This window comes from Staphylococcus sp. CWZ226 (assembly GCF_018986355.1).
GTDB lineage: Bacteria > Bacillota > Bacilli > Staphylococcales > Staphylococcaceae > Staphylococcus > Staphylococcus simulans.
Genome location: NZ_JAHMSB010000008.1, coordinates 47,764 through 73,084 on the forward strand (window position 1 = coordinate 47,764; position 25,321 = coordinate 73,084).

At 35.8% G+C, this 25,321-nt stretch carries 23 protein-coding genes; 10 read left to right on the plus strand and 13 right to left on the minus strand.

Translation table 11 applies throughout. The features are described from left to right. The first annotated feature begins 85 nt into the window (after positions 1-85). Positions 86-1,141, plus strand: a complete 1,056-nt coding sequence (locus KRR19_RS07870) for a M24 family metallopeptidase (RefSeq protein WP_156666912.1) — start codon at positions 86-88, stop codon at positions 1,139-1,141. A 177-nt stretch (positions 1,142-1,318) separates the two neighbouring features. Here the strand turns inward: KRR19_RS07870 and ald are convergent, their stop codons facing one another. Beyond that, positions 1,319-2,434, minus strand: a complete 1,116-nt coding sequence (gene ald, locus KRR19_RS07875; protein ID WP_023015972.1) for an alanine dehydrogenase — start codon at positions 2,432-2,434, stop codon at positions 1,319-1,321. A 206-nt stretch (positions 2,435-2,640) separates the two neighbouring features. On the opposite strand from ald, the gene KRR19_RS07880 reads away from it, so the two are divergent. Beyond that, the gene (locus tag KRR19_RS07880; RefSeq protein WP_002481184.1) at positions 2,641-3,144 is read left to right on the plus strand and encodes a universal stress protein; all 504 of its coding nucleotides are present in this window, start codon (positions 2,641-2,643) and stop codon (positions 3,142-3,144) included. Positions 3,145-3,284: 140 nt separating this feature from the next. Here KRR19_RS07880 and KRR19_RS07885 read toward each other — a convergent pair whose 3' ends face one another. The 7 genes from KRR19_RS07885 to ezrA all read right to left on the minus strand — a co-directional run bounded on the left by KRR19_RS07885 (position 3,285) and on the right by ezrA (position 11,337). After that, the gene (locus KRR19_RS07885; RefSeq protein WP_002481186.1) at positions 3,285-4,481 is read right to left on the minus strand and encodes an acetate kinase; all 1,197 of its coding nucleotides are present in this window, start codon (positions 4,479-4,481) and stop codon (positions 3,285-3,287) included. A gap of 83 nt (positions 4,482-4,564) precedes the next feature. Continuing rightward, a complete protein-coding gene (locus KRR19_RS07890; protein ID WP_002481187.1) occupies positions 4,565-5,512 on the minus strand; it encodes a class I SAM-dependent methyltransferase in 948 nt (315 codons plus the stop codon). Positions 5,513-5,630: 118 nt separating this feature from the next. Next, positions 5,631-6,131, minus strand: a complete 501-nt coding sequence (gene tpx, locus KRR19_RS07895; RefSeq protein ID WP_002481188.1) for a thiol peroxidase — start codon at positions 6,129-6,131, stop codon at positions 5,631-5,633. Between the two features lie 197 nt (positions 6,132-6,328). Continuing rightward, on the minus strand, positions 6,329-7,102 hold the full coding sequence (locus KRR19_RS07900; protein ID WP_207021163.1) for a TSUP family transporter: 774 nt from the start codon (positions 7,100-7,102) through the stop codon (positions 6,329-6,331). A gap of 30 nt (positions 7,103-7,132) precedes the next feature. Next, on the minus strand, positions 7,133-8,356 hold the full coding sequence (gene thiI / locus KRR19_RS07905; RefSeq protein ID WP_023015973.1) for a tRNA uracil 4-sulfurtransferase ThiI: 1,224 nt from the start codon (positions 8,354-8,356) through the stop codon (positions 7,133-7,135). Further along, complete coding sequence (locus KRR19_RS07910; RefSeq protein WP_023015974.1) at positions 8,353-9,492, minus strand: cysteine desulfurase family protein; 1,140 nt, start codon at positions 9,490-9,492, stop codon at positions 8,353-8,355. The genes thiI and KRR19_RS07910 overlap by 4 nt, the downstream gene beginning before the upstream one ends. Before the next feature lie 141 nt (positions 9,493-9,633). Continuing rightward, positions 9,634-11,337, minus strand: a complete 1,704-nt coding sequence (gene ezrA, locus KRR19_RS07915) for a septation ring formation regulator EzrA (RefSeq protein WP_002481192.1) — start codon at positions 11,335-11,337, stop codon at positions 9,634-9,636. Positions 11,338-11,508: 171 nt separating this feature from the next. Here ezrA and KRR19_RS07920 point away from each other — a divergent pair, with 171 nt between their 5' ends. From KRR19_RS07920 to KRR19_RS07930, 3 genes are all read left to right on the plus strand, one after another. Then, entirely contained in the window at positions 11,509-11,982 is a 474-nt protein-coding gene (locus KRR19_RS07920; RefSeq protein ID WP_107540277.1) for a GAF domain-containing protein, read from the plus strand. Between the two features lie 245 nt (positions 11,983-12,227). After that, the gene (gene rpsD, locus KRR19_RS07925) at positions 12,228-12,833 is read left to right on the plus strand and encodes a 30S ribosomal protein S4 (RefSeq protein WP_002481194.1); all 606 of its coding nucleotides are present in this window, start codon (positions 12,228-12,230) and stop codon (positions 12,831-12,833) included. A gap of 142 nt (positions 12,834-12,975) precedes the next feature. Next, entirely contained in the window at positions 12,976-13,440 is a 465-nt protein-coding gene (locus KRR19_RS07930) for a hypothetical protein (RefSeq protein ID WP_002481195.1), read from the plus strand. Positions 13,441-13,699: 259 nt separating this feature from the next. Here the strand turns inward: KRR19_RS07930 and KRR19_RS07935 are convergent, their stop codons facing one another. Continuing rightward, complete coding sequence (locus KRR19_RS07935) at positions 13,700-14,449, minus strand: glycerophosphodiester phosphodiesterase (RefSeq protein WP_002481196.1); 750 nt, start codon at positions 14,447-14,449, stop codon at positions 13,700-13,702. A gap of 66 nt (positions 14,450-14,515) precedes the next feature. Here KRR19_RS07935 and KRR19_RS07940 point away from each other — a divergent pair, with 66 nt between their 5' ends. The 3 genes from KRR19_RS07940 (at position 14,516) to serA (ending at position 17,865) form a co-directional block, all read left to right on the plus strand. Next, complete coding sequence (locus KRR19_RS07940; protein ID WP_070863811.1) at positions 14,516-14,956, plus strand: OsmC family protein; 441 nt, start codon at positions 14,516-14,518, stop codon at positions 14,954-14,956. Positions 14,957-15,122: 166 nt separating this feature from the next. Next, entirely contained in the window at positions 15,123-16,280 is a 1,158-nt protein-coding gene (locus tag KRR19_RS07945; protein WP_002481198.1) for a pyridoxal-phosphate-dependent aminotransferase family protein, read from the plus strand. Further along, entirely contained in the window at positions 16,273-17,865 is a 1,593-nt protein-coding gene (gene serA / locus KRR19_RS07950) for a phosphoglycerate dehydrogenase (protein WP_002481199.1), read from the plus strand. Before KRR19_RS07945 ends, serA begins: the two co-directional genes overlap by 8 nt. A gap of 55 nt (positions 17,866-17,920) precedes the next feature. On the opposite strand, the gene KRR19_RS07955 is transcribed toward serA, so the two are convergent. The 3 genes from KRR19_RS07955 to KRR19_RS07965 all read right to left on the minus strand — a co-directional run bounded on the left by KRR19_RS07955 (position 17,921) and on the right by KRR19_RS07965 (position 21,340). Further along, positions 17,921-19,042, minus strand: a complete 1,122-nt coding sequence (locus KRR19_RS07955; protein WP_156666918.1) for an HAD family hydrolase — start codon at positions 19,040-19,042, stop codon at positions 17,921-17,923. 110 nt (positions 19,043-19,152) lie between these two features. Then, complete coding sequence (gene nagE, locus KRR19_RS07960; protein ID WP_002481201.1) at positions 19,153-20,619, minus strand: N-acetylglucosamine-specific PTS transporter subunit IIBC; 1,467 nt, start codon at positions 20,617-20,619, stop codon at positions 19,153-19,155. Positions 20,620-20,728: 109 nt separating this feature from the next. Then, the gene (locus KRR19_RS07965) at positions 20,729-21,340 is read right to left on the minus strand and encodes a lysophospholipid acyltransferase family protein (RefSeq protein ID WP_002481202.1); all 612 of its coding nucleotides are present in this window, start codon (positions 21,338-21,340) and stop codon (positions 20,729-20,731) included. Between the two features lie 185 nt (positions 21,341-21,525). Between KRR19_RS07965 and KRR19_RS07970 the strand changes: the two genes are divergently transcribed. Beyond that, positions 21,526-22,695, plus strand: a complete 1,170-nt coding sequence (locus KRR19_RS07970) for a S1C family serine protease (RefSeq protein WP_002481203.1) — start codon at positions 21,526-21,528, stop codon at positions 22,693-22,695. A gap of 87 nt (positions 22,696-22,782) precedes the next feature. Here KRR19_RS07970 and tyrS read toward each other — a convergent pair whose 3' ends face one another. After that, positions 22,783-24,045, minus strand: a complete 1,263-nt coding sequence (tyrS, locus tag KRR19_RS07975; protein WP_105978463.1) for a tyrosine--tRNA ligase — start codon at positions 24,043-24,045, stop codon at positions 22,783-22,785. Between the two features lie 362 nt (positions 24,046-24,407). On the opposite strand from tyrS, the gene KRR19_RS07980 reads away from it, so the two are divergent. After that, a complete protein-coding gene (locus KRR19_RS07980; protein WP_002481205.1) occupies positions 24,408-25,313 on the plus strand; it encodes a biosynthetic peptidoglycan transglycosylase in 906 nt (301 codons plus the stop codon). The last annotated feature ends 8 nt before the right edge of the window (positions 25,314-25,321 follow it).

A 25,321-nucleotide genomic window follows, 5' to 3' on the forward strand; every position in this document is an offset into this window, starting at 1 on the left:
AGTCTAAATGACACCATTGCCTTTTGAATTCTGAACCGCTTTGACTTAAAATAAAGTTAATCATACGAATGGAGGTTGAAGAATTTTGAAAACAGAAGAAATTGTTAATGAAATACGTAATCAAGATGCAGGGGCTGCTTGGATTACGACACCGCTTAACGTATTCTACTTTTCTGGCTACTTAAGCGATCCCCACGAACGTTTATTAGCCTTGCTAATTACTGCTGAGGGTGAAGAAGTTTTATTTGTCCCTAAATTAGAAGTAGAAGAGGTTAAAGCCTCTCCGTTCACTGGTAAAGTTGTCGGTAATGCTGATGGTGAAGATCCATTTAAGCTTGTAGATTACAACTTTGATAAAATTCTTGTGGAAGAAGATCATCTGACATTAAAACGTCAAAAAGAATTAATTGAAGGATTTGGTGTTGAAACATTCGGTTCAATTGACCAAACAATCAAAGATTTACGTAATGTCAAAACTCCTGAGGAAATTGACAAAATCAAAGAAGCTGCAAGACTTGCTGATAAATGTATTGAAATCGGTGTAGATTTCTTAGAAGAAGGCGTAACAGAAAAACAAGTAGTACGTCATATTGAGTATGAAATCCAAACAAAATACGGTGTCAGCGCAATGAGTTTCGATACAATGGTCTTATTTGGTGACCATGCTGCTTCACCACATGGTATTCCTGGTGATCGCCAACTTCAAAAAGATGAATATGTCTTATTCGACTTAGGTGTTATTTATGAAAACTATTGCTCAGATATGACACGAACAGTAGCTTTCGGTAACCCAAGCGAAAAAGCACAATCTGTTTATAATGTTGTATTAGAAGCTGAAAAAGCTGCAATTGACATGATTAAACCGGGCGTAGTTATTGGTGACGTAGACAGAAAAGCACGCGGTATTATTGATGATGCTGGTTTTGGTGAATACTTCGTACACCGTCTTGGCCACGGTTTAGGCTTAGAAGAACATGAATATCAAGATGTTGCTGGATTCAACACAAATCAATTTGTTCCAGGTATGGTTGTCACAGTTGAACCTGGTGTTTATGTTCCTGGTGAAGTGGGTGTCCGTATCGAAGACGACATCTTAGTCACAGAAGATGGAAATGAAGTCTTAACACATTATGATAAATAATGAGATTAATAATTTAAGGTGGAGTACGAATACTCCACCTTTTTTATGAGCTGAAAAATTTTTAAGTATAGAAAAACGCCACCCCATCGCTGTTTATACCCCAAACAGCAATGAGATGGCGTCATTTTTGATGTTTTCAGAGCTTTATACGCTCCTTACATCCCATTAAATTAATAATTAATTTAATGCTTGATCTACTGGTGTATACGGAAGATCAAACGTGTTAGCTACACCTTCATTTGTAACTTTACCGTCGTACACATTCAATCCTAAAGATAATGGTTGGTTATCTTTCAATGCTTGTAAATAACCTTTGTTTGCGATTTGTAGCGCATAAGGTAATGTCGCATTGTTTAAACCAATTGTAGAAGTACGTGGTACCGCACCTGGCATATTTGCTACTGCATAGTGAACCACACCATGTTTAACATAAGTTGGATCATCATGCGTTGTAACGTGGTCAGATGTTTCGAAGATACCACCTTGGTCGATAGCGATATCTACCAATACAGCACCGTCTTTCATGTCTTTAACCATTTGTTCAGTTACAAGTTTTGGTGCTTTAGCGCCTGGAATTAATACCGCACCGACAACTAAATCACTTTGCGTAACATTTTGTTCGATATTAAGCGGGTTAGACATAACTGTATGCACACGTCCGCCGAATAAATCATCAAGTTCTTGTAAACGTTTTGGATTAACGTCTAAGATTGTTACGTCGGCACCTAAGCCTAAAGCGATTTTCGCTGCGTTTGTACCTGCTTGGCCGCCACCGATAATTGTGACTTTACCTTTAGGTACACCAGGAATTCCTCCTAGCAATACGCCCATACCGCCATAGAATTTTTGCAAGAATTGCGCACCGATTTGTGTCGCCATTCTACCTGCAACTTCACTCATTGGCGTTAATAATGGTAATGATCTATCTGGTAATTGCACCGTTTCGTATGCAATCGCAACGACTTCATTATCAACAAGTTCTTTTGTTAATGTTTCGTCGTTTGCTAAGTGTAGATAAGTGAATAAGATTAAATCTTTCTTGAAATATTTGTATTCTGGTTCAATTGGTTCTTTAACCTTGATAACCATTTCAACATCCCAAGCTTCGCCAGGTCCATCAACAATTGTTGCACCTGCGTCTTTATAATCCTCATCTGTAAAGAATGAACCTTCACCTGCGCTGCTCTCTACTTTAACTGTGTGCCCTGCTTCAACTAAAGCATGAACACCGCTTGGTGATAAACCTACTCTGTTTTCATTATTTTTTATCTCTTTTGGAATACCTATTTTCATTCCGTACACCTCCCATCCTTATCCTAACGCTTATATGCTGAAAGCGCAATCATTACGGTTGGAAAAGGATGATAAGATTAAGTTATCATGAAAGATAAGATATTCATAAAATTCAATCAATTATAAAAATTCAATCGCTACTTTTATTTCTAATATTCTGTCAATGTGGTAAAATATAAGTGAATAGAAGAAGGAGGTCATGTACGATGTTAACTTATAAAAATATTTTAATCGCAGTAGATGGATCACAAGAAGCTGAATGGGCATTCAATAAAGCGGTGGAAGTAGCGAAACGTAACAACGCTAAACTTATCATCACTAATGTTATTGACTCTAGAACATATACTTCATACGAAGTTTATGATGTTCAGTTCACTGAAAAATCTAAACAATTCGCTGAAGAATTACTTAGAGGTTATAAAGATTTTGCCCAAAAAGAAGGCGTGGAAGACGTTGAAACACTCCTTGAATTTGGTTCACCTAAAGCAATCATTCCTAAAAAAATCGCACAAGAAGTCAAAGCAGACTTAGTTATTTGCGGTACTTCTGGTTTGAATGCAGTAGAACGCTTTATCGTAGGATCTGTTTCAGAAGCTATTGTTCGTCATTCACCTTGTGATGTTCTAGTAGTTCGTACAGAAGAAATGCCTGAAGATTTCGAACCTCAAGTAGCAACTGAAGAATTACGTAAACAATATCAAGCAAGATAATTAATTTGCTTTTACTATGAGTGTTTAACCGGTCAGTTAATAACTGATCGGTTTTTTTATTACTTTAAAAATTATCATTACGCATAAAAAAATCCAGTTAACAAGGTTATCTCCCCTATTAACTGGATGAATTTTATCAATTATAAACTACCGAATTTAACTGCATCACGTGCAATCATTACTTCTTCGTTTGTTGGAATAACTAATACTTTAACTGGTGAATGTGGGTAGTTGATAAATCCTTCTGAACCATGAATTTGTTCGTTTTTCTTAGGATCCCAATAAACACCCATGAATTCTAAACCTTCTAATACACGGCCACGCACTTCGTCAGAGTTTTCTCCGACACCTGCAGTGAAGACAATAACATCTACACCGTGCATTTTCGCTGTATAAGAACCAATATATTTGTGGATACGTGAAGCAAATACATCTAGTGCTAATTGTGCACGTGTTTTACCTTCATCCGCATCTTGTTCTAAGTCACGTAAGTCACTTGAAGTACCTGAGATACCTAATAAACCTGATTCTTTATTTAGGATATCTAACACTTCTTCAGCGTTTTTACCTGTTTTTTCCATAATATATGGAATTAATGCTGGGTCAATATCACCAGAGCGTGTACCCATTGTAACACCTGCTAATGGTGTGAAGCCCATTGAAGTATCTACTGATTCGCCGCCATCGATTGCTGCAATAGAAGCACCGTTACCGATGTGACAAGAAATAATACGTAATTCTTCAATTGGACGATTTAAAATTTCAGCAGCACGTTGTGATACATATTTATGGCTTGTACCGTGGAAACCATATTTACGGATGCCATAGTCTTTATAGTAATGGAATGGCAAGCTGTATAAATATGCTTGTTCTGGCATTGTTTGATGGAATGATGTATCAAACACTGCAACATGTGGAATATTCGGCAATAATTTTCGGAATGCACGAATACCCATTAAGTTTGCTGGATTGTGAAGTGGTGCTAATTCTGTCAATGATTCAATTTGTTTCTCTACCTCGTCTGTAACTAACGCAGATTCAGGGAATAATTCCCCACCATGAACAACACGGTGTCCTGTACCATCAATGTCATTGATGTCACGAATAATACCGTGGTTAATTAAGCTATCCAACATTAAATCAACAGCTTTTACGTGGTCGCTGATTTCTTTTTCATCAGTATACTTTTGACCATTAAATTCTACTGTTATTTTTGAGCCTTTAAGGCCGATACGCTCAATTAAACCTTTACTTATTAATTTTTCTTCAGGCATTTCTATAAGTTGGAATTTCAGTGATGAACTACCTGCGTTAATTGCTAACACTAATTTTGACATAAAACTATGCCTCCAATATTTACATTTTCTTTTACCATATCTATTTAACCATTAATACAGTTCAATTTCAAGATTATTACAGTTTATTTTTTGTGATGATTTTGTTGCAGCCATTCTGACAATTCCTTTAAAAATCCTTGAAACTGTTGCGGAGATTTAAAATCTGGTATATTGGCCAACAACACTTCAACAGCATGCGTTACCTCGCGTTCTTTTTTCTGTAAAATCAGGATTGATTTGCGAGATTGCTCAGTTTTGAACAAAGTTTTCGGTAAGTTCAAGAATGCTTGCATTTCTGTATCTGTTGCAATGAATTTTTCGAGCTGTTTTACATGTTCACCTTCAAAAATATTGCTAGGCACAATTAAAAATGCAAAACCTGCACCTCTTAACGCTTCAATTGCTTGTTCAATTAATAAGAAATGCGCATAACTATGTCCTTCTTCAAATCCCAATTTCATTTCATGACTGCGATCATCTACTGGATAATAACCTACAGGCAAATCTCCAATCACGACATCCGCTTCTTCAAACGGTAAAGGCAATATCGCATCTTGTGGGTAAACATCAAAAGGAATTTCCAAGAAATTCGCTAGATGTACACTGACACGAGATAACACTGGATCCACTTCAACAAGATGATGCATTAATGTCTGTTCTGTTAACACTTCATGCACAGTTGCACTTAAATGACCACTGCCGCTGGTTAAATCAACAATGTTCAGTTCTTTTTTATCTTGTGTAAACTGTTGTACTAAGAATCCAAGAATCAAGCCGATCGAGTCAGGAGTAATTTGATGATTTGCCTGAATATCTTGTTCTTGCAACAAGCTTAAATATGCAAATTGGAAAGCTTTACGTCGGTCTGCTAGTGTTGCTTGTTCTAATAAGTCACGGTCATTACGATAAATCTGTTCCATCGCAAGCCCTAAGTTCTCAATAAAACTTTGACCATTTTCTTTATTGAGTTCTTTTGTTTTAGTATCTAATTCATGAAACAAACGTTCCATAATTGTTTGTTCTTCAGCCATTTTAAAATCCTTCCTAAAAAGACTGCTCATAATCAATGAATCTAAAATCCTTACACTAATTATGAGCAGTCTGGTCTAAATTTATTAACTTAAAATTACTTTAAATACTTGCTTTACTTTAGTCTAATTCTCTATATGCTTTTAATGCAGATTCGAAATCAGGGAAGTCTGTTCCTTCATTCACGATTTCTTTATAAACAACTTTGTTATTTTTATCTAATACGAATACTGAACGCGCTAATAATTGTAAGTCGTCCATTAATACGCCAAAGTTTTTACCAAATGAATGTTTTTGGTAGTCACTTAATAAAATAACATTGTCTAAACCGCTTGCTGCACACCATCTTTTTTGAGCGAACGGTAAGTCTTCAGAAATAGTAAGCACTACGCCACCTTCTTCTGATGCTGCTTCTTCGTTGAATTTACGTGTTTGTTTATCACAAACCCCTGTATCAATAGATGGTACTGCACTGATTAGTTTTTTCTTGCCTTCGTAATCTGCAAGTGTAACTTCTTCTAAATCATTGTTTACTACTGTGAAGTCTGGTGCTTCTTGCCCTTCTTCTACTGCATTACCTACTAATGAAACGGGATCTCCGCCGAATGTAATTTGTACCATATTAATAAACAACCTCCTGAGATTTTGTTAGTACTTTTTCTTTACCCCATTATACCGATATCAACACGTCAACTCCAATATTTATCCTTCGATTGAATGAACTATTTACTATTTTTCATGTAGAAGATGCCTTGAATTGAAAGATTTATCGTCATAAACAAAAAGTAAACTGCGTACAGTTTAAGACGCAGTTTACTTTAATTAAACCATTGCTGCATATAATCATAGATATTTTTAAGAATTAATGCACTCGTTACGATGACAAACAATACTCTGACATAACCGACACCTTGTCTCAGTGCAAATTGCGCACCTGCATAGGAACCGACAATCATACTGAAAGCCATAATCAAACCGATCCCGTAATCAACTTTGCCTAGCAACATAAATAGCAATAATGCACCGATATTTGAAGCGAAATTAAGGACTTTCGCGTTACCAGCAGCACTTAAGAAATCAAATCCGACTATCAGTAAAGTGAACAACATGAACGAGCCTGTGCCTCCACCTAAAAAGCCGTCATAAAAACCGATCAGTAATAGTACACTTGTAAAGAGAATCGCTTTTTTAGTTGAAAGCTTTTGATATGTTCGTATACTGCCCCAATCTTTACGCACGAGTGTATAAATCATCACAATCGTTAAGATGATTATGACAAGCGGCTTTAAGACTGAAGCTGGTAAAAAGGAAGCCAAGCTCGCACCGCCCACTGCCGCTAAAAAGACAAATGGGAAGAGCTTGCCTACAATTTTCAAATCGACCTTGCCGGAACGTATAAACTTAATCGCACTGGTTAAAGAACCAAATGAACTTGCTAGTTTATTTGTTCCAAGTGCATTTGCTGGCGGGAGACCTATGGCAAGTAGAGCCGGTGTAGATATCAAACCACCGCCACCAACTACTGCATCAATAAACGCAGCTAAAAATCCAAATACAATTATGATTAATATCAGTGTCAAATCCCATTCCACGATGTTTACCCCTTTTTACTCACATATTACTTAGAATAAATCTTCCATTAACGCTTCTGTTGTTTTGTCTTTTTGACTTTGATAATTTTTAGTGACTTCAATAGTTTCAATACCTTCTACAGCACGATCAATCATTTCACTAAAGTCATATACACTTTCATAGCGTTCTACTTTTTCAAAATCAGGTTCTGTAACCGGGTTTTTAGGAGTGAAAATTGTACAGCAATCTTCAAATGGTTGAATTGATGTTTCAAACGTACCATATTGTTTTGCTTTAATGACAATTTCTTCTTTATCTAAAGTTAATAATGGACGTAAGACTGGCGTTGAAGTAACATGGTTAATCGCATACATACTTTTAAGTGTTTGGCTGGCAACTTGTCCTAAGTTTTCACCATTAACAATCGCATCTGCGCCAATTTGATGTACTACTTTATCAGCAATGCGCATCATCATTCTTCTTGTAGATGTCATAGTATAGCGTTCATGGACTACTTTATGAATTTGTTTTTGAACTTCTGTAAATGGAACGATGTGCAATTTGATCGGCCCTACACGTTCAGCTAAGATACGCGTTAGTTCAATGACTTTTTCTTTAGCTTTTTCACTAGTAAATGGCGGACTATGGAAATGAATGGCTTCTACTGTAACACCACGACGCATGATTTCCATACCTGCTACTGGTGAATCAATACCACCTGATAACATTAATAATGTTTTACCGCCTGTACCAACTGGTAATCCGCCAACGCCATCAATCACACGGTCATAAATATAAATTGCATCTAAGCGTACTTCTGTCTTAATGACATGATCTGGTTGTTTAACATTTACATGGACTTGTTCATTGTTTTCTAACACTGCCCCGCCAAGCATACGTTGTAATTGATACGTATCATATGGAAACTGCTTGTCCGCACGTTTCACATCGATTTTGAATGAATCTCCGTCTGCATAAGCTTTCGCAAATTCACTTGCTTGTTTTTTCACTACTTCTAAATCTTTTTCAAGCTTCATCACAGGACTGATGGACTTCACACCAAATACTTGGCTAATACGACGCATAATTTCTTCGATATCCGCTTCAGGTGTGACTTCAATATACATTCTGTCTCGGTTTGCTTTAACATGGTAGCCTTGAAGCGGCATTAAAGCCTGTTTGACATTTGAACGTAAACGGTTCACAAACATTTTTCGGTTCGCACCTTTAAGCGTTAGTTCACCATAACGCACTAAAATATGATCATAGATCATTTCTTTAACAACTCCTTCATTTCTTCATAAACAATTTTAAACGCTTCTTTAAATCCTTCAATGTCTGATTCAGTCGTTATTGCACCCATAGAAATACGAATACTGCCTTCAATTCTTGATTCACTGATCCCCATCGCTAGTAACACTTCATTTAAACGACTATGTTTTGATGAACATGCACTTGTTGTAGATAACATGATACCTTGTTTTGAGAAAGCATTGACTAATACTTCCCCTTTCACGCCATCAAAGCCAACATTTAGAATATGTGGTGCACTTTGATGTGGTGAATTCACATGTACCCCTGGATACGCTTTAAAGAAGTTTCGTAAGTCTTCATTCCATTCAGTCAATCTTGAATTCAGTTGTTCTTGTTCGCTTACAGCATGTTTCAATGCTTTAACAATCGCAATATCTACCGGTAAATTAACTGTTCCGCTTCTTAAACCATATTCTTGGCCACCGCCATGAATCACAGGTTCAAGGTTATGAATATTACGTACTAATAATAATCCCTGTCCTTTTAAGCCATTAAACTTATGACCGCTAAAACTAACACTGTCTACACCATTAAAGTGTAAAGGAGTTTTTCCGATAGCTTGCACAGCATCCACATGAAAATGTGCTTTTGGATACGCTTCAAGTATTTCAGCAATCGCTTCAATCGGTTGAATTTGGCCAGTAATATTATTAACGTGCATACATGTGACAAGACCAACATTCGGATTCATCAATGATTTTAAGTGTTCTAAATCAATGGTGCCTGCTTTTGTCACATTCACATAACGTAATTTAAACCCTTCTTCTTCTAAGTGACGCATCACTTCTAACACTGATGGATGTTCTAAAACAGAAACAATAATTTCATCAGCATAAGGTTTTCGGTTATAAGCAGCACCTTTTAATGCCATATTATTGGATTCTGTCGCACCACTTGTAAAAATAATATCGTATCTATCTTCTAAGTTCAGAATTTGGTTGATTTGTAGCTTTGCTTGTTTCAACAATTGTTCAGCTTGCAAACCTGCTTGGTGTGGACTATTCGGATTAAAATATAAATCTTGGTTGACTTTAACAAAGGTGTCTAACACATCTTGTGCAGGTTTTGTAGTCGCTGCATTATCTAAATAAATCACTTTTCGTCACTTCCACTTAATGAATTCTATCTTTTTGAGTCTTTTGTTCCAATTTTAATATTTTACCACAAATCAATGAATTCTCAATAAGCAAAAAGAAGGCGAGAACAAAATACTGCTCTCGCCTTCTTGTATAAAGTACTAAATTTGACTTTGTGAAACAACTTCATCTTCAATACGTTGTGAGATCCCTGGATCTACTGAATCTAAAGCTTGTTCTGCAATTTCAATCGCACGTTTGTATCTATTATTTTTAAATAGACGTTCTGCTTCATTCAAGCTCTTATCAATGCTGCTGTCATCTTTACGATAACGGTTACCATACTGGATTAATTTTTCAGCAAGAACTGCATTGACTAAAACATCCATTGCTTCATTTTCGAAATTATTCATTTGTAAGACAACTTTTGTAACTTTATCTTTCAAATGCTTCACATGGATTGGACGTTCATCAAACTGACTGTTGATTTCACGCACTTCATGGTCAATTTCGTTTTTCATAATAATGAAGCGTTCTGGAACACTTGTTAAGTTAGAAGCTAATAACTTACGATAAATTTCTTCTTTCTTACTTTGCACACGTAACAAGTTATCTTCTGCTTCAGCTTCATCTTCACGTAATTGAATTAAATGATTTTGAAGTTTTTCTTGTTTTTCATTAATCACTTTAACGTGATCTTCGATATACGCTAAGTTGTCTTGAACTTCACTATAACGTACTGTCGATTTTGACATTTCTCTTAAAATTTCATCATAAACTGAAATCAAGTTTTGAATTTCATTTTCAAATTGACGTACATTTTGAATGTCTGTCTCATTGATATAGTAATTTTCACGTACATATTCAATTTCCGTTTGTAATGTATAATTTGTATCTTTCGCACGGAACAAGTCATTTGTGATAACTTCTTTCGTTTCATCTACTTTATTTTTTGATTTCACTTCATGCTCGATTAAATCATACATTTCATCAAGTTGATCATTGATAGCGTTTAATTTGTCGTTTGCTTCTTCAAGTTCTAAACGACTGATCATCGGCTCAACAAAGCTCAACTCTGTTTTCATTGATTGTAAGTTACTGTCGACTTTAACATGATCTAAATCATAGCCTTCAACTTTCAAGTCTCTGCAACCATATTTCAAGTCTTGGAATTGACCTGGAAGTTCTTTTTGCGCTTCTCGGATTAATTCCGGAATTTCTTGCATATCTTTTTGTAAGTAATTGATGTCTTCATTGAGCGTTTTAATATGCTCATAAGCTTGTTTGTAGTTCCCCTCTTCTTTTAACTCAGTATACTTAACAAGCTCTGGTTCGAACAACTCAATTTCTTTTTCTAATGGTGCTGCCGCTTCACCGAATTGATGACGGTTTGCTAAAACATCACGTTTCATTTCACGGTATGCAACTTTGCTTTCTTCAAATAAGCGGTCACTTTCTTTATGCAAAGCTAAAATGTTTTCAACTTCTTCAGTTAATTTTGCATGTTGACTTTCATAACGATCCATTAATGCGTTTGCATCGTCTAACTCAGCTTGTGCTGCAGCAAATTTGAATTTATCAAAGTTTTCTTCCGCATTATGAATTTTCTCTTCAACCGGACTTAAATTATCATTAGTATTTTTTAATGATTCGCGCTTTAAGCGGTCATATTCTAGTTGTGTTTCACCCTCAAGGGTTAAATCGTCCAACTCTCTCAGACGATCGTCTAATGTTAGTTTCTCAACCTCTATCTTGCGCTCTTCGGTTTTTTCGACCACTTGACGTTTTGAAGAACGGAGATAGAACATGATACCGACAATTATAAGTGCAATAATTATAATTGCTAAGATGATATACAGTGCCATTGTTTTCTCCTCCTATTTAATCACTTCTCATTATAGCGTAATTTCTTGCCTCATTAAAATAAAATATTAATTTTCTTTATACGAATTGCTGATTAAGCACCTTAAATTGAAGTCTTATAGATGTCCATATTATAATATGGAAAATGCTAGACAGAAAAGAGGTCATTATTTATGAAACAAACGACGACAAACTACCAATCAATTGCACAACAAATGAAAGGTTTAAATGCAGATGAAAAATATTTAATCACTTTGCTAAGTAACACTTCTGCCCTTTTAAACGAAAACTTAGATAATATTAATTGGATTGGTTTTTATTTAATGGAAGCAGGACAACTCATTTTAGGGCCCTTCCAAGGCAGACCTGCTTGTACACCTATTCAAGTCGGCAGTGGTGTTTGCGGAACATCTGTTGAAAAAGATATCGTTCAACGTGTAGAAGATGTTCACCAATTCCCTGATCACATCGCATGTGATGCACGTAGCCGATCAGAAATTGTCATTCCATTGCATCGCGACGGTGAAGTCATCGGTTTATTAGATATTGATGCACCGATCACAGGACGCTTTACTCAAACTGATGAAGAAGGCCTAGTCTCATTAATGAAAATTCTTGAAGAACAAATTGCACGAACAGTGAAATAATTGTTTTGCATGGAAATATAGATAAACCCTTGACTTTATTCGTCATAATGGTACAATACTCTTTGTGTGAAATAACGAAAGTAGCAATTGTATATTAATAGGCTCTATGTTGTTCCCAACGCGGACGTGCCGTGTAACCGGAGCTATGAGGCGAGGACACACAAAACAATATATCCTATTAAGCATACAATACTCTTCTTTGTTTTTTCATAACAACTACAAAAAACAAAAGGAGGAGTCTTAACATGGCTCGATTTACAGGTTCAAACTGGAAAAAATCTCGTCGTTTAGGTATCTCTTTAAGCGGTACTGGTAAAGAGTTAGAAAAACGCCCTTACGCACCAGGTCAACATGGTCCAAACCAAAGAAAAAAATTATCAGAATATGCGATTCAATTACGTGAAAAACAAAAATTACGTTATTTATATGGAATCACTGAAAGACAATTCCGTAACACATTCGATATCGCTGGTAAACAATCTGGTGTTCACGGTGAAAACTTCATGCGTTTACTTGCTCGTCGTTTAGACGCAGTTGTATATGCTTTAGGTTTAGCACGTACACGTCGTCAAGCACGTCAATTAGTAAACCACGGACACATCGAAGTAGATGGTGGACGCGTTGATATCCCATCATACACTTTAAAACCAGGTCAAGTGATCTCAGTTAGAGAAAAATCTCAAAAACTAGACATCATCCTTGAATCAGTTGAAATCAACAACTTCGTACCAGAATACTTAGAATTCGACGAAGAAAAATTATCAGGTACTTTCGTACGTATTCCAGAACGTAGCGAATTACCAGCTGAAATCAACGAACAACTTATCGTTGAGTACTACTCAGGTAAATAATAATTTCGAGATTTCGATACTGCATCTTTTCAAAAGGTGCAGTATTTTTTTATGTTAATTTTCCCCTTCCCTTTTATAAGCGCTAGTATTATTCAGTTGTTTGCGTCATAATATAATTACTAAATAGAAGGAGATATGCAACGTGAAAAACTGGTTGAAAAATAATAGATTGATTATGATACTGGCAGGTGTTTATCTTGTTTCTGGTTTCATCTTCTTACCAAGTTTTACTGAATACTTTGATAAAAGTTATTTTGAAAAATCAATATTAAAAGTGATCATTGATGCTTTTATAGCCAACTTCGGCTTTGCATTATCTTTATCCCTTGCGATTTCTTTTGTACTTTCAGCTATTATTATGACGTATCAATATTTTAAAAATGACGAAGTAGATAACGTAATAAAAAGTTTTGCGTTTATCGTTTTAGTGGTTAACGTGTATGTATTTGTTAGTACTTTGATTTTATTATCAATTACCCAAGATAATGGTGAAGCGATTTTTGCGTTATTTGGATTCTTTTATGGTTTCACAAAGTATCTGCCTTGGGCTTATAACATGATTAATGAACGATTCAATATATCAGACATAAAAATGAATAAAAAATAAAGGATGCCTGTAAAATCAGACATCCTTTTATTATGCACGATGCGCTTTGGCTTTTTTTCGTTTTACTACTCTATAGATAGTAACTCCTATAATGATGATTACCCAGCTTAATAACTCTTTTTTATCCAGTCTTTGGATGGGTTTGAGGTTAAATTTCATCGTTGTTCGAGAAAAACAGATATGAGTTCTCAATCGTTCTTCTCTTATCTTCCCTTCTGTTAATTAGATAATTTAATTATACAAGTGGTATTCTAATTAATCAATCTAATTCAAAATAATGATTTGGGCCATCTGTAATGATGCCATCTACCCCATCAATCATTAGTTTTCTAATATCATTGATATCATTGACTGTATAAGGCAATACTTTTAAGTGATGCAAGTGTGCCCTTTCTATAAACTTTTGGTTAACGAGTTCATAATTAGGATTAGCATACTCACAAAATTTAGCTAATTTATTAAAATTCGGCATTTTAAACAAATATTTTTTCTTACTTAACAACACACCAAGAGAATACTTTCGTGTAAGTTTAGAAATTTTCTCTATACTTCTTTCATCAAATGATTGGATAATGACCTTATCTGCATCTAAATGGGCATCTTCTATTTCTTTTAATAATTGTTCTTCTATATTTGGATATTTACTTGGCTTCTTAATCTCAATCAGTAAAGTCGTATCATGTGGTTCAACTAACTTTGCGACTTCTTTAAATGTCATAATCTTTGCGCCTATAAATGTCGCATCTTTCCATGAACCGAAATCATAGCTTTTTAATTCATCTCGCGTATAATCTTTAACATACCCACTTCCATTAGAAGTTCGATCTATTTTATCATCATGGATAACAACGAGTTGATGATCTTTAGTTAAATGCACATCAATTTCTAGCATATCTACTGAAGCGTTCAATGCTGCTTTATAAGCCAGTAACGTATTTTCTGGATAGTCTAATGAAAATCCACGATGTGCAATAATTTGAAAATCCTCACTCGGAATGACTTTTTCCATGTTATTCACCCTTTTAATATGATTGTAAAAACAATCTATCATAATTTAAACGGAGGTCAAAGAGATATGGCAGAACATGATTTTATTGTGACAACGCAATGGAGCGGCGGCAGAGATGAAACTGGCACTGTTAAAGGCGATGTTTTAAACGAGTCTATTTCTATTCCAAGCTCGCTTGGAGGTGTTGGCGAAGGTACAAATCCAGATGAAATGTTAATTGCTGCTGCCTCTTCTTGTTATATCATTTCATTAGCAGCAACTCTAGAACGTGCGCATTTCACTGATATTTCTATTAACCAATCTTCAGTCGGGACCGCTTCTCTCAATAACGGTAAATTCAAAATGGAGAAAATTACGCATCATCCTAAAATTACTGTTGATGCTGATCAAAAAGAAGCACTCGAAAAAAGATTAGATAAACTTTTAAAAATTGCTGACAATAACTGCATGATATCTAATTCAATCAGAGGTAATGTTGAGATTGAAATCGATGCAGTCATTCTATAACAGTGACCCAACTTTGGTTGGGTTGCTTGTTATTTTATATTAAAACGCTTACAATATCAGTTTAATATAAAATCATCAATTTTAAGTAAAAGTATACTTAAATTGCCTTTATTATTTTCAGAATATTTGGTAAGATTAATGAATCTTACATTAGGGGGAAATCTATATGTATCATCATCCATTGTTATTGACACCTGGACCAACTCCGATTCCTGAACGCATTCAACGTGTCATTCAAGAACCGATGATTGGTCATCGCACAAAAGAATTTGAAGCAATTGCAGAAAAAGCATATAAAGGGTTAAAACCTGTATTCGGGGCTGAAAACGACGTTTTAATCTTTACTTCCAGTGGGACAAGCGCTTTAGAAGCAAGTATGGTTAATCTGTTAAATCCGAATGACCATGTGGCTGTAATTGTTTCTGGTGCCTTTGGTAATCGTTATAAACAAATCGCTCAAACATATTTTAAAAATGTACATGTCTTTGAAGTAGCTTGGGGAGCAGCAGTAGACGTTGAGGCATTTATTCAATATCTAAAAGCATTACCAGAACCTGTAACTGCCGTTTACAGTCAATATTGTGAAACATCGACTTCTGTCCTTCACCCTATTCATGAATTGGGTAAAGCGATTCACAAAAACTTCCCAGAAACATACTTTGTAGTAGACGGTGTAAGCTGTGTCGGGGCTGTAGATGTCAACTTAAAACGTGACTACATTGATGTCTTAGTGTCAGGAAGTCAAAAAGCAATCATGTTACCACCAGGCTTGGCATTTGCGGCTTATTCTGATCGTGCTAAAGCACGTTTTGCAGAAGTTAAAACACCTCGTTTTTATTTAGACTTCAATAAATATATTGCTTCTGCTGAAAAAAATTCAACACCATTTACACCGAATGTGAGTCTGTATAAAGGTGTCGCTGCCTATGCAGATTGGATTGAAGAACAAGGCTTTAAAAACGTAATAGAACGCCATAACGTCATCAGAGATGGTTTAAGAGCTGCATTAAAAGCTTTAGACTTGCCATTACTTGTTAAAGATGAATTTGCTTCACCAACTGTAACCGCATTTGTGCCAAATTCTCCAAGCGAAGTCTCAACGATTAAAAATGAATTGCTAGACCGTTTCAATATCACAATTGCTGGCGGTCAAGGTAAATTAAAAGGTCAAATTCTACGTATTGGTCATTTAGGTCAAATCGATACTGCCGACATTTTACAATGCATCAGCGCATTAGAAATTGTACTTTCAGAAATACGTCATCAAACATATATCGGCAAAGGTACTACAGCATATTTAGAGGTGGTAAAAGCTTATGTATAAAATTTTAGTATCAGATCCCATCGCTAAAGATGGTTTACAAACTTTATTAGACGATCCAGATTTCGAAGTAGATATTGATACAGGACTTTCTCCTGATGAACTAATAGAAAAAATTAAAGCATATGACGGTTTAATCATACGAAGCCAGACACAGGTAACACCTGAAGTCATTGAAGCTGCTGAAAATTTAAAAATCATTGCACGTGCAGGTGTCGGTGTCGATAATATTGATAGAGATGCAGCTACAAAGCATGGTGTATTAGTGATTAATGCCCCTGATGGTAATACCATTTCAGCAACAGAACATTCAATGGCAATGATACTTGCGATGGCGCGTCAAATACCTGAAGCCAACCAATCATTAAAAGAAGGTAAATGGAATCGTTCTCAATTTAAGGGTACAGAGTTGTATCATAAAACACTTGGTATCATCGGTACAGGACGTATTGGTCTAGGTGTCGCTAAACGTGCGAAAAGTTTTGGTATGAAAATTATCGCATTTGATCCTTACTTAACTGCTGAAAAAGCAAAAGAACTAGATATCGAGCGTGCCTCAGTTGATGAAATTGCACAACGTGCTGATTTTGTAACAGTCCATACCCCACTGACACCTAAAACGAAAGGTTTAATCAATGCTGATTTCTTTGCTCAAGCAAAACCAAATTTACAAATCATCAACGTTGCACGTGGCGGTATTATTGATGAACAAGCTTTAGTTGATGCTTTAGATAAAGGTTTAATTGCACGTGCTGCTATTGACGTATTTGAACATGAACCTGCAACTGATTCACCTTTAACTAAGCATGATAAAATTGTTGTAACACCGCACTTAGGTGCTTCAACAGTTGAAGCTCAAGAAAAAGTGGCCGTCTCTGTTTCAAATGAAATAGAAGAATTCTTCCACACAGGTAATGTCCGACATGCGGTCAATGCACCAAAAATGATTTTTGGCGAAGAAGATAATGAGTTACAAGAATACTTGAACTTATGTGATATGGTCGGCAAAGTATGTATCCAATTATTAGGTAAAGCACCACGTGAATTGAAAATTAAATTCAGCGGTGAATTAGTTAAAGAAGATACAAATATTTTAACACGTACGATTGCTAAAGGAATTTTATCTCAAGATCTAGCTGAACGTGTAAACTTGGTTAATGCCCTCTTCTTATTAAATGAACAAAACGTTGTTTATAATGTGGAAAAAGATGCGAAATCACGTTCATTCAACAACTATATTGAATTAACAATGATTAACCGTGATCGTAAAGTAACAGTCGGTGCCACTGTCTTAAACGGCTATGGTCCACGTATCGTTCAAATCAATGACTACCCTGTTGATTTCAAACCAGAAAAATATCAATTAGTCATTCATCACCAAGACCGTCCAGGTATCGTAGGACGCACAGGACAAATTTTAGGTGAATATGATATCAACATCGCTTCTATGCACTTAGGACGTACTACACAAGGCGGTAATGCGATGATGATTATCTCAGTCGATATGCCTGTTTCTGACGAAGTTATCGCTGCATTACATCAAATCGATGGATTTGAATCTATTCAATTTGTAGACTTAAATAAATAATAATCACAAAAATACCGGCAAACTGGAAATAATATCCAAGTTTGCCGGTTTTTCATTACAATAAAATTGAACGAATATCTAATACATTATCCACAATATAATCTGCGTGATATGATTCTAATTCTTCTTTTGCTTTTTTACCTTTTAAACCGGTTAAAGTACCGATAAACGTTGCACCTGTCTTTTGTGCACTGAATAAATCTGCAAGAGAGTCACCGACTATGTATATCTCTTCTCCAGCAAATACCTGTTCTTGTTGTTCGGCGTAATTTTGATAATCCGCTTCATTGTTACCGTTATATGCGGCAACATAACAAAACGGGTTCGGTTTACCTAATGGTTTAAGTTCAGGGAACATTTCTTCTGCCTTTAACACTTCACTCGCTGATACAATGTGTGACTCATCAAAGTATTTTAAAAAGCCTTTATCTTCAAATGGCACTAACGTTTCCGTTCTTGGTCGACCTGTCGCAACTGCGAGCGTATAGCCAGCTGCTTTTAAGTCACTTAATAAAGTTTTGAGTTGATCCGCTTCAGCCAATTCTTCTTCATGATAAATATAACCTGTTTTAAAATCGCTTCTCGGTATTTTTTCTTCAACTTTTCGATATAAACGATGACCCAAATACCATTCTTGGAATACTTCTTGTGCAATTTCCCATAAGGGACTGCGGATTTCAAATAACTCAGTATGTTTTGTATCAAGTTGTTCTGCCGCATAGTTGCGTAAATCACGGTAAATTTTTGTTTTACCTGATTCTGCGTTTTCGATAAAGTGAAGCGGCTTCATAAAGTCGACTTGTTGACGACCGACCAAGTCTCCTACTTCTTGAATGGTCACATCTGTAAAAGGATGTGCTGTTAAAAAGGCTTCCCTGTCCTCTTTCGATAACGTTTTGAGTAAATCTATCAAATGAATGGATAACACAATAAACAACATATCCCAGTTGGAATTCAAACCACGAGATTTCATCGCATTTAAAATGTTATCTTGATCAAAAACAACTTGGCGAATCAAGTTGATTTCGCTGTCATTAATAGAATTAAATGTCACAGTCGGCATTAATTTTAAAAAGTACTGACTCATCAGCATTTCGTATACCGTTAATGCTGAAACATCAAAACATCTTTCTTCACTTAAAAATACACCATCAACATCAAATAATACTGCTTTCATTTCTCCACCTACTTCGGAAAATTCAGAATAATTAATATTATACAAAGTTATACATAAATAAGCAATAGAACGGAGACAACTCTTCTTAAAGCGTCTCCGTTCTTATGACTTTATTCTGATTCTAATTGTCTTTCTACTTCATCTGCGACTTGTTGTACTTGTGTTCCGATAATGACTTGAACATTATGTTGTCCGCTTGTTGTTACACCCGCAGCACCGGATTGTTTAATTTGCGCTTTATCGATTTGATCGATATTTGCCACTTCTAAACGTAAACGTGTAGCACAGTTCGTTAGTGAAGTAATATTTTCTTTACCACCTAATCCAGAAATAATTTGTGTAGACATTACGCTATATTTGCCACCTTTGCCTGACTCACTTGATACACCTTCTTCATCCACAGGGTCAGCAATCTTTTCATCTCCACGACCAGGAGTATTTAAATTAAAGACTGAAATAGCCACTCTGAACACTACATAATAAATTACAAAGAAGACAACACCCTGTACCATCAACATCCATGGATGATTAGAAACCGGATTGATTAATGATAATAAGAAGTCAATCAGTCCTGCACTAAATGAGAAACCTGCAGTCCAATGGAAAAGTGCAGCGATGAATAAAGATAAACCTGTTAACAATGCATGAATTACAAATAATACTGGAGCTGCAAACATAAATGCGAATTCGATCGGTTCAGTTACACCTACAAAGAAGGCTGAAATCGAACCAGCGAGCATTAAACCAGCAACACGTTTCTTTTGTTTAGAATCTGCTGTTTGATACATAGCAAGAGCAGCTGCTGGCACACCAAACATCATCACTGGGAAGAATCCAGCCATATATCTGCCTGTGATACCTTTAACCGCACCTTCTCCTGTTTGGAATTTCGCAATATCATTAATACCTGCTAAATCAAACCAGAATACTGAATTTAATGCGTGGTGTAATCCAGTTGGAATTAATAAACGGTTGAAAAATCCGTACAGGAATGCACCGAATGCACCGAAATCCATAATCCATTTACCAAATGAAATAATACCACTATACACGAATGGCCATACAAATAATAAAATAATCGTCAAAATAACCGATAAGAATGCTGTCATAATAGGTACTAAACGCTTACCACTAAAGAATGACAAAGCAGTCGGTAATTCGGTCCCACTGAATTTGTTGTAACAAAATGCCGCAATTAAACCGATAATTAAGCCGATAAATACGTTTTGGTTATTCATAGCGGTAAAACCGATGTTTAAGCTATCTTCTTTTACACTTAAAATTTTTGCTAAAGTTTCTGTTTTTAATACTGACGTCACGACAAAGTAACCAACAACTGCCGCAAGTGCCACAGAACCATCGTTCTTTTTGGCCATACCTAATGCCACACCAATCGCGAAAAGTAAGCCGAGTTGTTCTAAAACTGCGATACCGCTTTGGAAAATAAATTCAGCTAAAGTCGGTGTAACCTCTAATGCCTTTAATAAATTTCCGATACCAATAATAATGGCTGCTGCTGGTAAGACAGCAACGGGAAGCATTAATGAGCGTCCAAGACGTTGTAAAAAGTTATACATTGTTCATCCTTCTCTCTCTATATAAAATGGTTGAAAACACATAAAAATAAAGTCAGATGCGGTGAAGGAGCTGCGTTCTCTACCATCATCTGACTTTGATGTCATGTTATTATTTAGGTAACTGTTTTAATTCTTGTTGTAGGGCTCTTGTACGTTTAGTTAATTCTTGTGTAATATAGTCCACTTTTTCATGACGTTTTTTTAAATGGTCTGGTAAAGCGTTCGTATCAATCGGTTCACCGAAGATAATTTTAGCTTTGCCTGTTACTAGACCAATAATTTTATCTGGACCTTCATAAGCTGCAGGTACAATAGGTACTTTTGCCATCATAGCAATCGTAGCTGCACCACGTTTTAATGGTGTTTCTTCAGAAGTACGATGTCCTGCTGGGAACATACCGATTGTTTTATTTTTCTTCAATAAATTCACAGGTGTTTTAATAGTACTTGGTCCCGGATTTTCACGATCCACTGGAAAAGCATTTAATGATTTTAAGAAGTTGCCGAAAGCCGGGTTATAAAATAACTCTTTCTTAGCCATATAATGGATTTGATTTGGGTAAAGCGCCATACCAAGCATAATCACTTCGTTATAACTTTCATGGTTGCAAGTGACCACATAACGATTTAGTTGCGGTACATTTTCTCGTCCATAAACTTTAAGCGATTTACTTAGTTTGACAATAATCCAATATAAAATACTGCTGATAAATTTATACATTCTGTCACCTACTAAATTGTTTATTTAACTATACAAATTCTATCACTTCCGCCCCTTGGCAACAAGCCTATTTCAAGCTTCTATTGATTCTGTCATCATCTTATAAAGTTTGTCATAGCAAAATAGTAGAAATTATGTACTAAACATATGATAATAATAAAAAGAAACATATTGGGAGGAATTCAATGACTGAATACTATAACGAAAATTATCAACCGCCTAAGCGTTCGTTCCCATGGTTACGTGTGATTCTCATCGCTTTGCTTTCGGGAATCGTCGGCGCTTTAATTGTCTTCGGTGCCACAAAATTGATGAATTCATCAAATGACGGTGCGACTGTACAAGAAGCCTCAAATAGTAAAGGCGGTAATGTCTTAGACGGTAAAAGTTCAAAGTATAAATCTGTTAATCAAATGATCAATGATGTCTCACCTTCTATTGTTGGTGTAATCAATATGCAGAAAGCACAAAGCTTAGAAGATTTCTTCAATGGCTCTGCTGGTAAATCACAAGAAGCGGGTATCGGTTCTGGTGTAATTTATCAAAAATCCGGTGACAGTGCGTATATCGTTACTAACAATCATGTGGTGGATGGTGCAAGTGAAATCAAAGTTCAATTACATGATACAAAAAAAGTCGATGCTAAATTAGTCGGCAAAGATGCATTAACTGATATCGCGGTATTAAAAATCGAAAATGCACCGGGCACTAAAGCTATCCAATTCGCAAACTCATCAAAAGTTAAAACAGGAGACAGCGTTTTTGCGATTGGTAACCCATTAGGATTAGAATTTGCGAATACTGTGACATCAGGTATCATTTCTGCAAATGAACGTACGATTGAAACACAAACATCTGCCGGTAATAATAAAGTGTCAGTGCTACAAACCGATGCAGCAATCAACCCTGGTAACTCAGGCGGTGCTTTAGTCAATTTAGATGGCGATCTTGTCGGCATCAACTCTATGAAAATTTCTATGGCACAAGTTGAAGGTATCGGATTTGCGATTCCAAGTAATGAAGTGAAAATTACAATCGAACAACTTGTAAAACATGGTAAAGTCGAACGCCCTTCTATTGGTATCGGTACAATCAACATGAGCGACATTCCTGAACGTTATAAACGTGAATTAGATACTGATCGTAATGATGGTGTCTATGTGGCGAAAGCTTCAGGCAGCAGCGAACTTAAAGAAGGAGACATTATCATCGAAGCAGATGGTAAAGCAATTAAAGATGATAGTGATTTAAGATCTTACTTATATGAAAATAAAAAGCCGGACGATACATTGAAAGTTAAAGTTATCCGTGATGGCAAGAAACAAGATTTAGATGTACGTCTAGGTAAAAAATAATCGTTTGAACACATATTAAAACGCTTGAAGCAGGACATTCCTCTTCAAGCGTTTTATTTGTTTATATTCATTTCTGAAATAATAATATTATTGGTATTTCACCATGAAGTATTTCTTTTTACCGCGACGTACTATTGTAAATTCATTATCAATTTTATCTTCGTCAGTAATTTCATATTTTAAATCCTGTTGACGTTCACCATTAATGTAAATCGCACCGTTTGATACATCTTCACGTGCTTGGCGTTTAGAAGAAGAAATACCCGCTTCTACAATGAAATCAACAATATTTGTTGTATCATGGCCGACTGCAGCTTGTGGTACATCTTTAAAGCCTTCACGTAATTCTTGACTGCTCAAAGCTTTTAAATTACCGCTGAATAATGCTTCTGAAATACGAATCGCATCATCTAAGGCAGCTTGACCATGAATAAAGCTTACAACATTTTCAGCAAGTGCTTTTTGCGCTTCACGTTTATGAGGTGCTTCATTTTTAGATGCTTCTAATTGTTCAATGTCTGCTTTATCTAAGAACGTAAAGTATTTTAAGAACTTGATAACATCTTCGTCAGATGTATTGATCCAGAATTGGTAAAGTTCGTATGGGCTTGTTTTTTCAGCATCTAACCAAACTGTACCTGATTCGGATTTACCGAATTTCTTACCATCTGCTTTTGTAACTAATGGAATTGTGAAACCAAACGCTTCTGTTTGACCGTACATACGGCGCATTAATTCGATACCACTTGTGATATTACCCCATTGGTCAGAGCCGCCAATTTGAACTTTACAGTTAAATTCACGGTTTAAATGACCGAAATCAATTGCTTGTAAAATCATGTATGTGAATTCAGTGTAAGAAATACCTTTTTCTAAACGTGATTGTACTGAGTCTTTACCTAACATGTAATTCACGCCTACATGTTTACCGTAATCACGTAAGAAATCAATTAATGAAATTTGGCTTAACCAATCTTTATTGTTAACAAGTTGTGCTGCACCTTCACCAGAGAAATTAAAGATTTTATCCATTTGTGCACCGATACCACGTACGTTATCTTCAACTTGTGATTCTGTTTGTAAAACACGTTCGTCCGTTCTGCCTGATGGGTCTCCAATCATACCTGTACCGCCGCCGATTAATACAATAGGTTTATGACCGTATTCTTGGAAACGACGTAAAGTTAATAATGGTAATAAATGACCGATATGCATACTGTCAGCAGTTGGGTCCACACCACAGTATAATGTCACTTGCTCTTTATCTAATAATGCTTTTAAACCTTCAGCATCTGTTTGTTGATAAACTAGGCCACGCCACTCTAAATCTTGTAATAATTCATTTGTCATATCATATTCCTCCTCATATTTTGTGTTTGCTGTGTTTTAGAAATTTGGAAAATAAAAAACCCTTACAGAAAAATTCTGTAAGGGCGCATCTATTGCACGGTACCACCATACTTAAAAAGGTTACTTTCATTAATGATACGTTCATTAAGTCAAACGTTGGATACTTTTTATTAAGGCAACAGGTGTATTCACTGATTTGTTGTTACTGGTTCGCAGCATCCACCAGTTCTCTGAAAACAATCAAATGAGTTACTTTTCCTTATCCAAAACATATTAATTTGTATTCATTATAATCAACTGTTTTTTAAAAGTCAACTTGAATTCAATTATGCTATACTATGTTTAATTAACGGAGGCGAAACATGAAACCATTCAAACTTAATGCACCCTTAGCTTCTACCCCGCTTCGTATCTTTGAACAATGGTATAAGCGGATTAAATATTCTTTTGTTTGGCTGTTCATTATTATTTTGCTGACTTTGAGTTTAGCAACCGGTTTATTAGTCGGTTTCTTTATGAGTATGACAGCGCAGTCAGAAAATATTACAGATACAGAATTACGTGAGGCAGTACTGAATGTACCTGGTGATGAACAAGTCAATTATGCTAAAAAGGATTTCTTATCACAATATGATGAATCACAAAACCCATTGTTAGTTGGACCGAAAAGCGTGAATGCTTTAATACCTAAAGCTTTAATTGCTTCTGAAGATTCACTGTATTATAAACATGATGGAATCTTACCTAAGGCATTACTGAGAGCTATTTATCAAGATATATTTGAAACAGAGGTCTCTTCAGGCGGCAGTACCATTACCCAACAAGTGATTAAGAATCAGGTGTTGAATAATGATAAGACCTATAACCGTAAAGCAAATGAAATTGTATTGGCACTCAAACTTGAACGGATTATGACTAAAGAAGAAATCTTATATACGTATTTGAACATCGTTCCTTTTGGACGTGATTATAATGGCGACAACATTACGGGTATTGGATCCGCTTCATTTAGTTTATTCGGGAAACCGCCAAGTGATGTGAATTTGCCGGAAGCGGCTTATCTTGTCGGATTAGTTCAAAGTCCTTATTATTACACACCTTATGAAGCAGACGGCACACTTAAACCTAAAGATGAACTCGAAATCGGCTTACAGCGCCAACATTATGTACTATGGCGTATGAGAGTAGAAGGATTGATTTCTGAATCTACGTATGAAAAAGCAGAAAAATATAATATAGAAGCACATTTAATGACAAAAAGACCCTGAAGTCATGA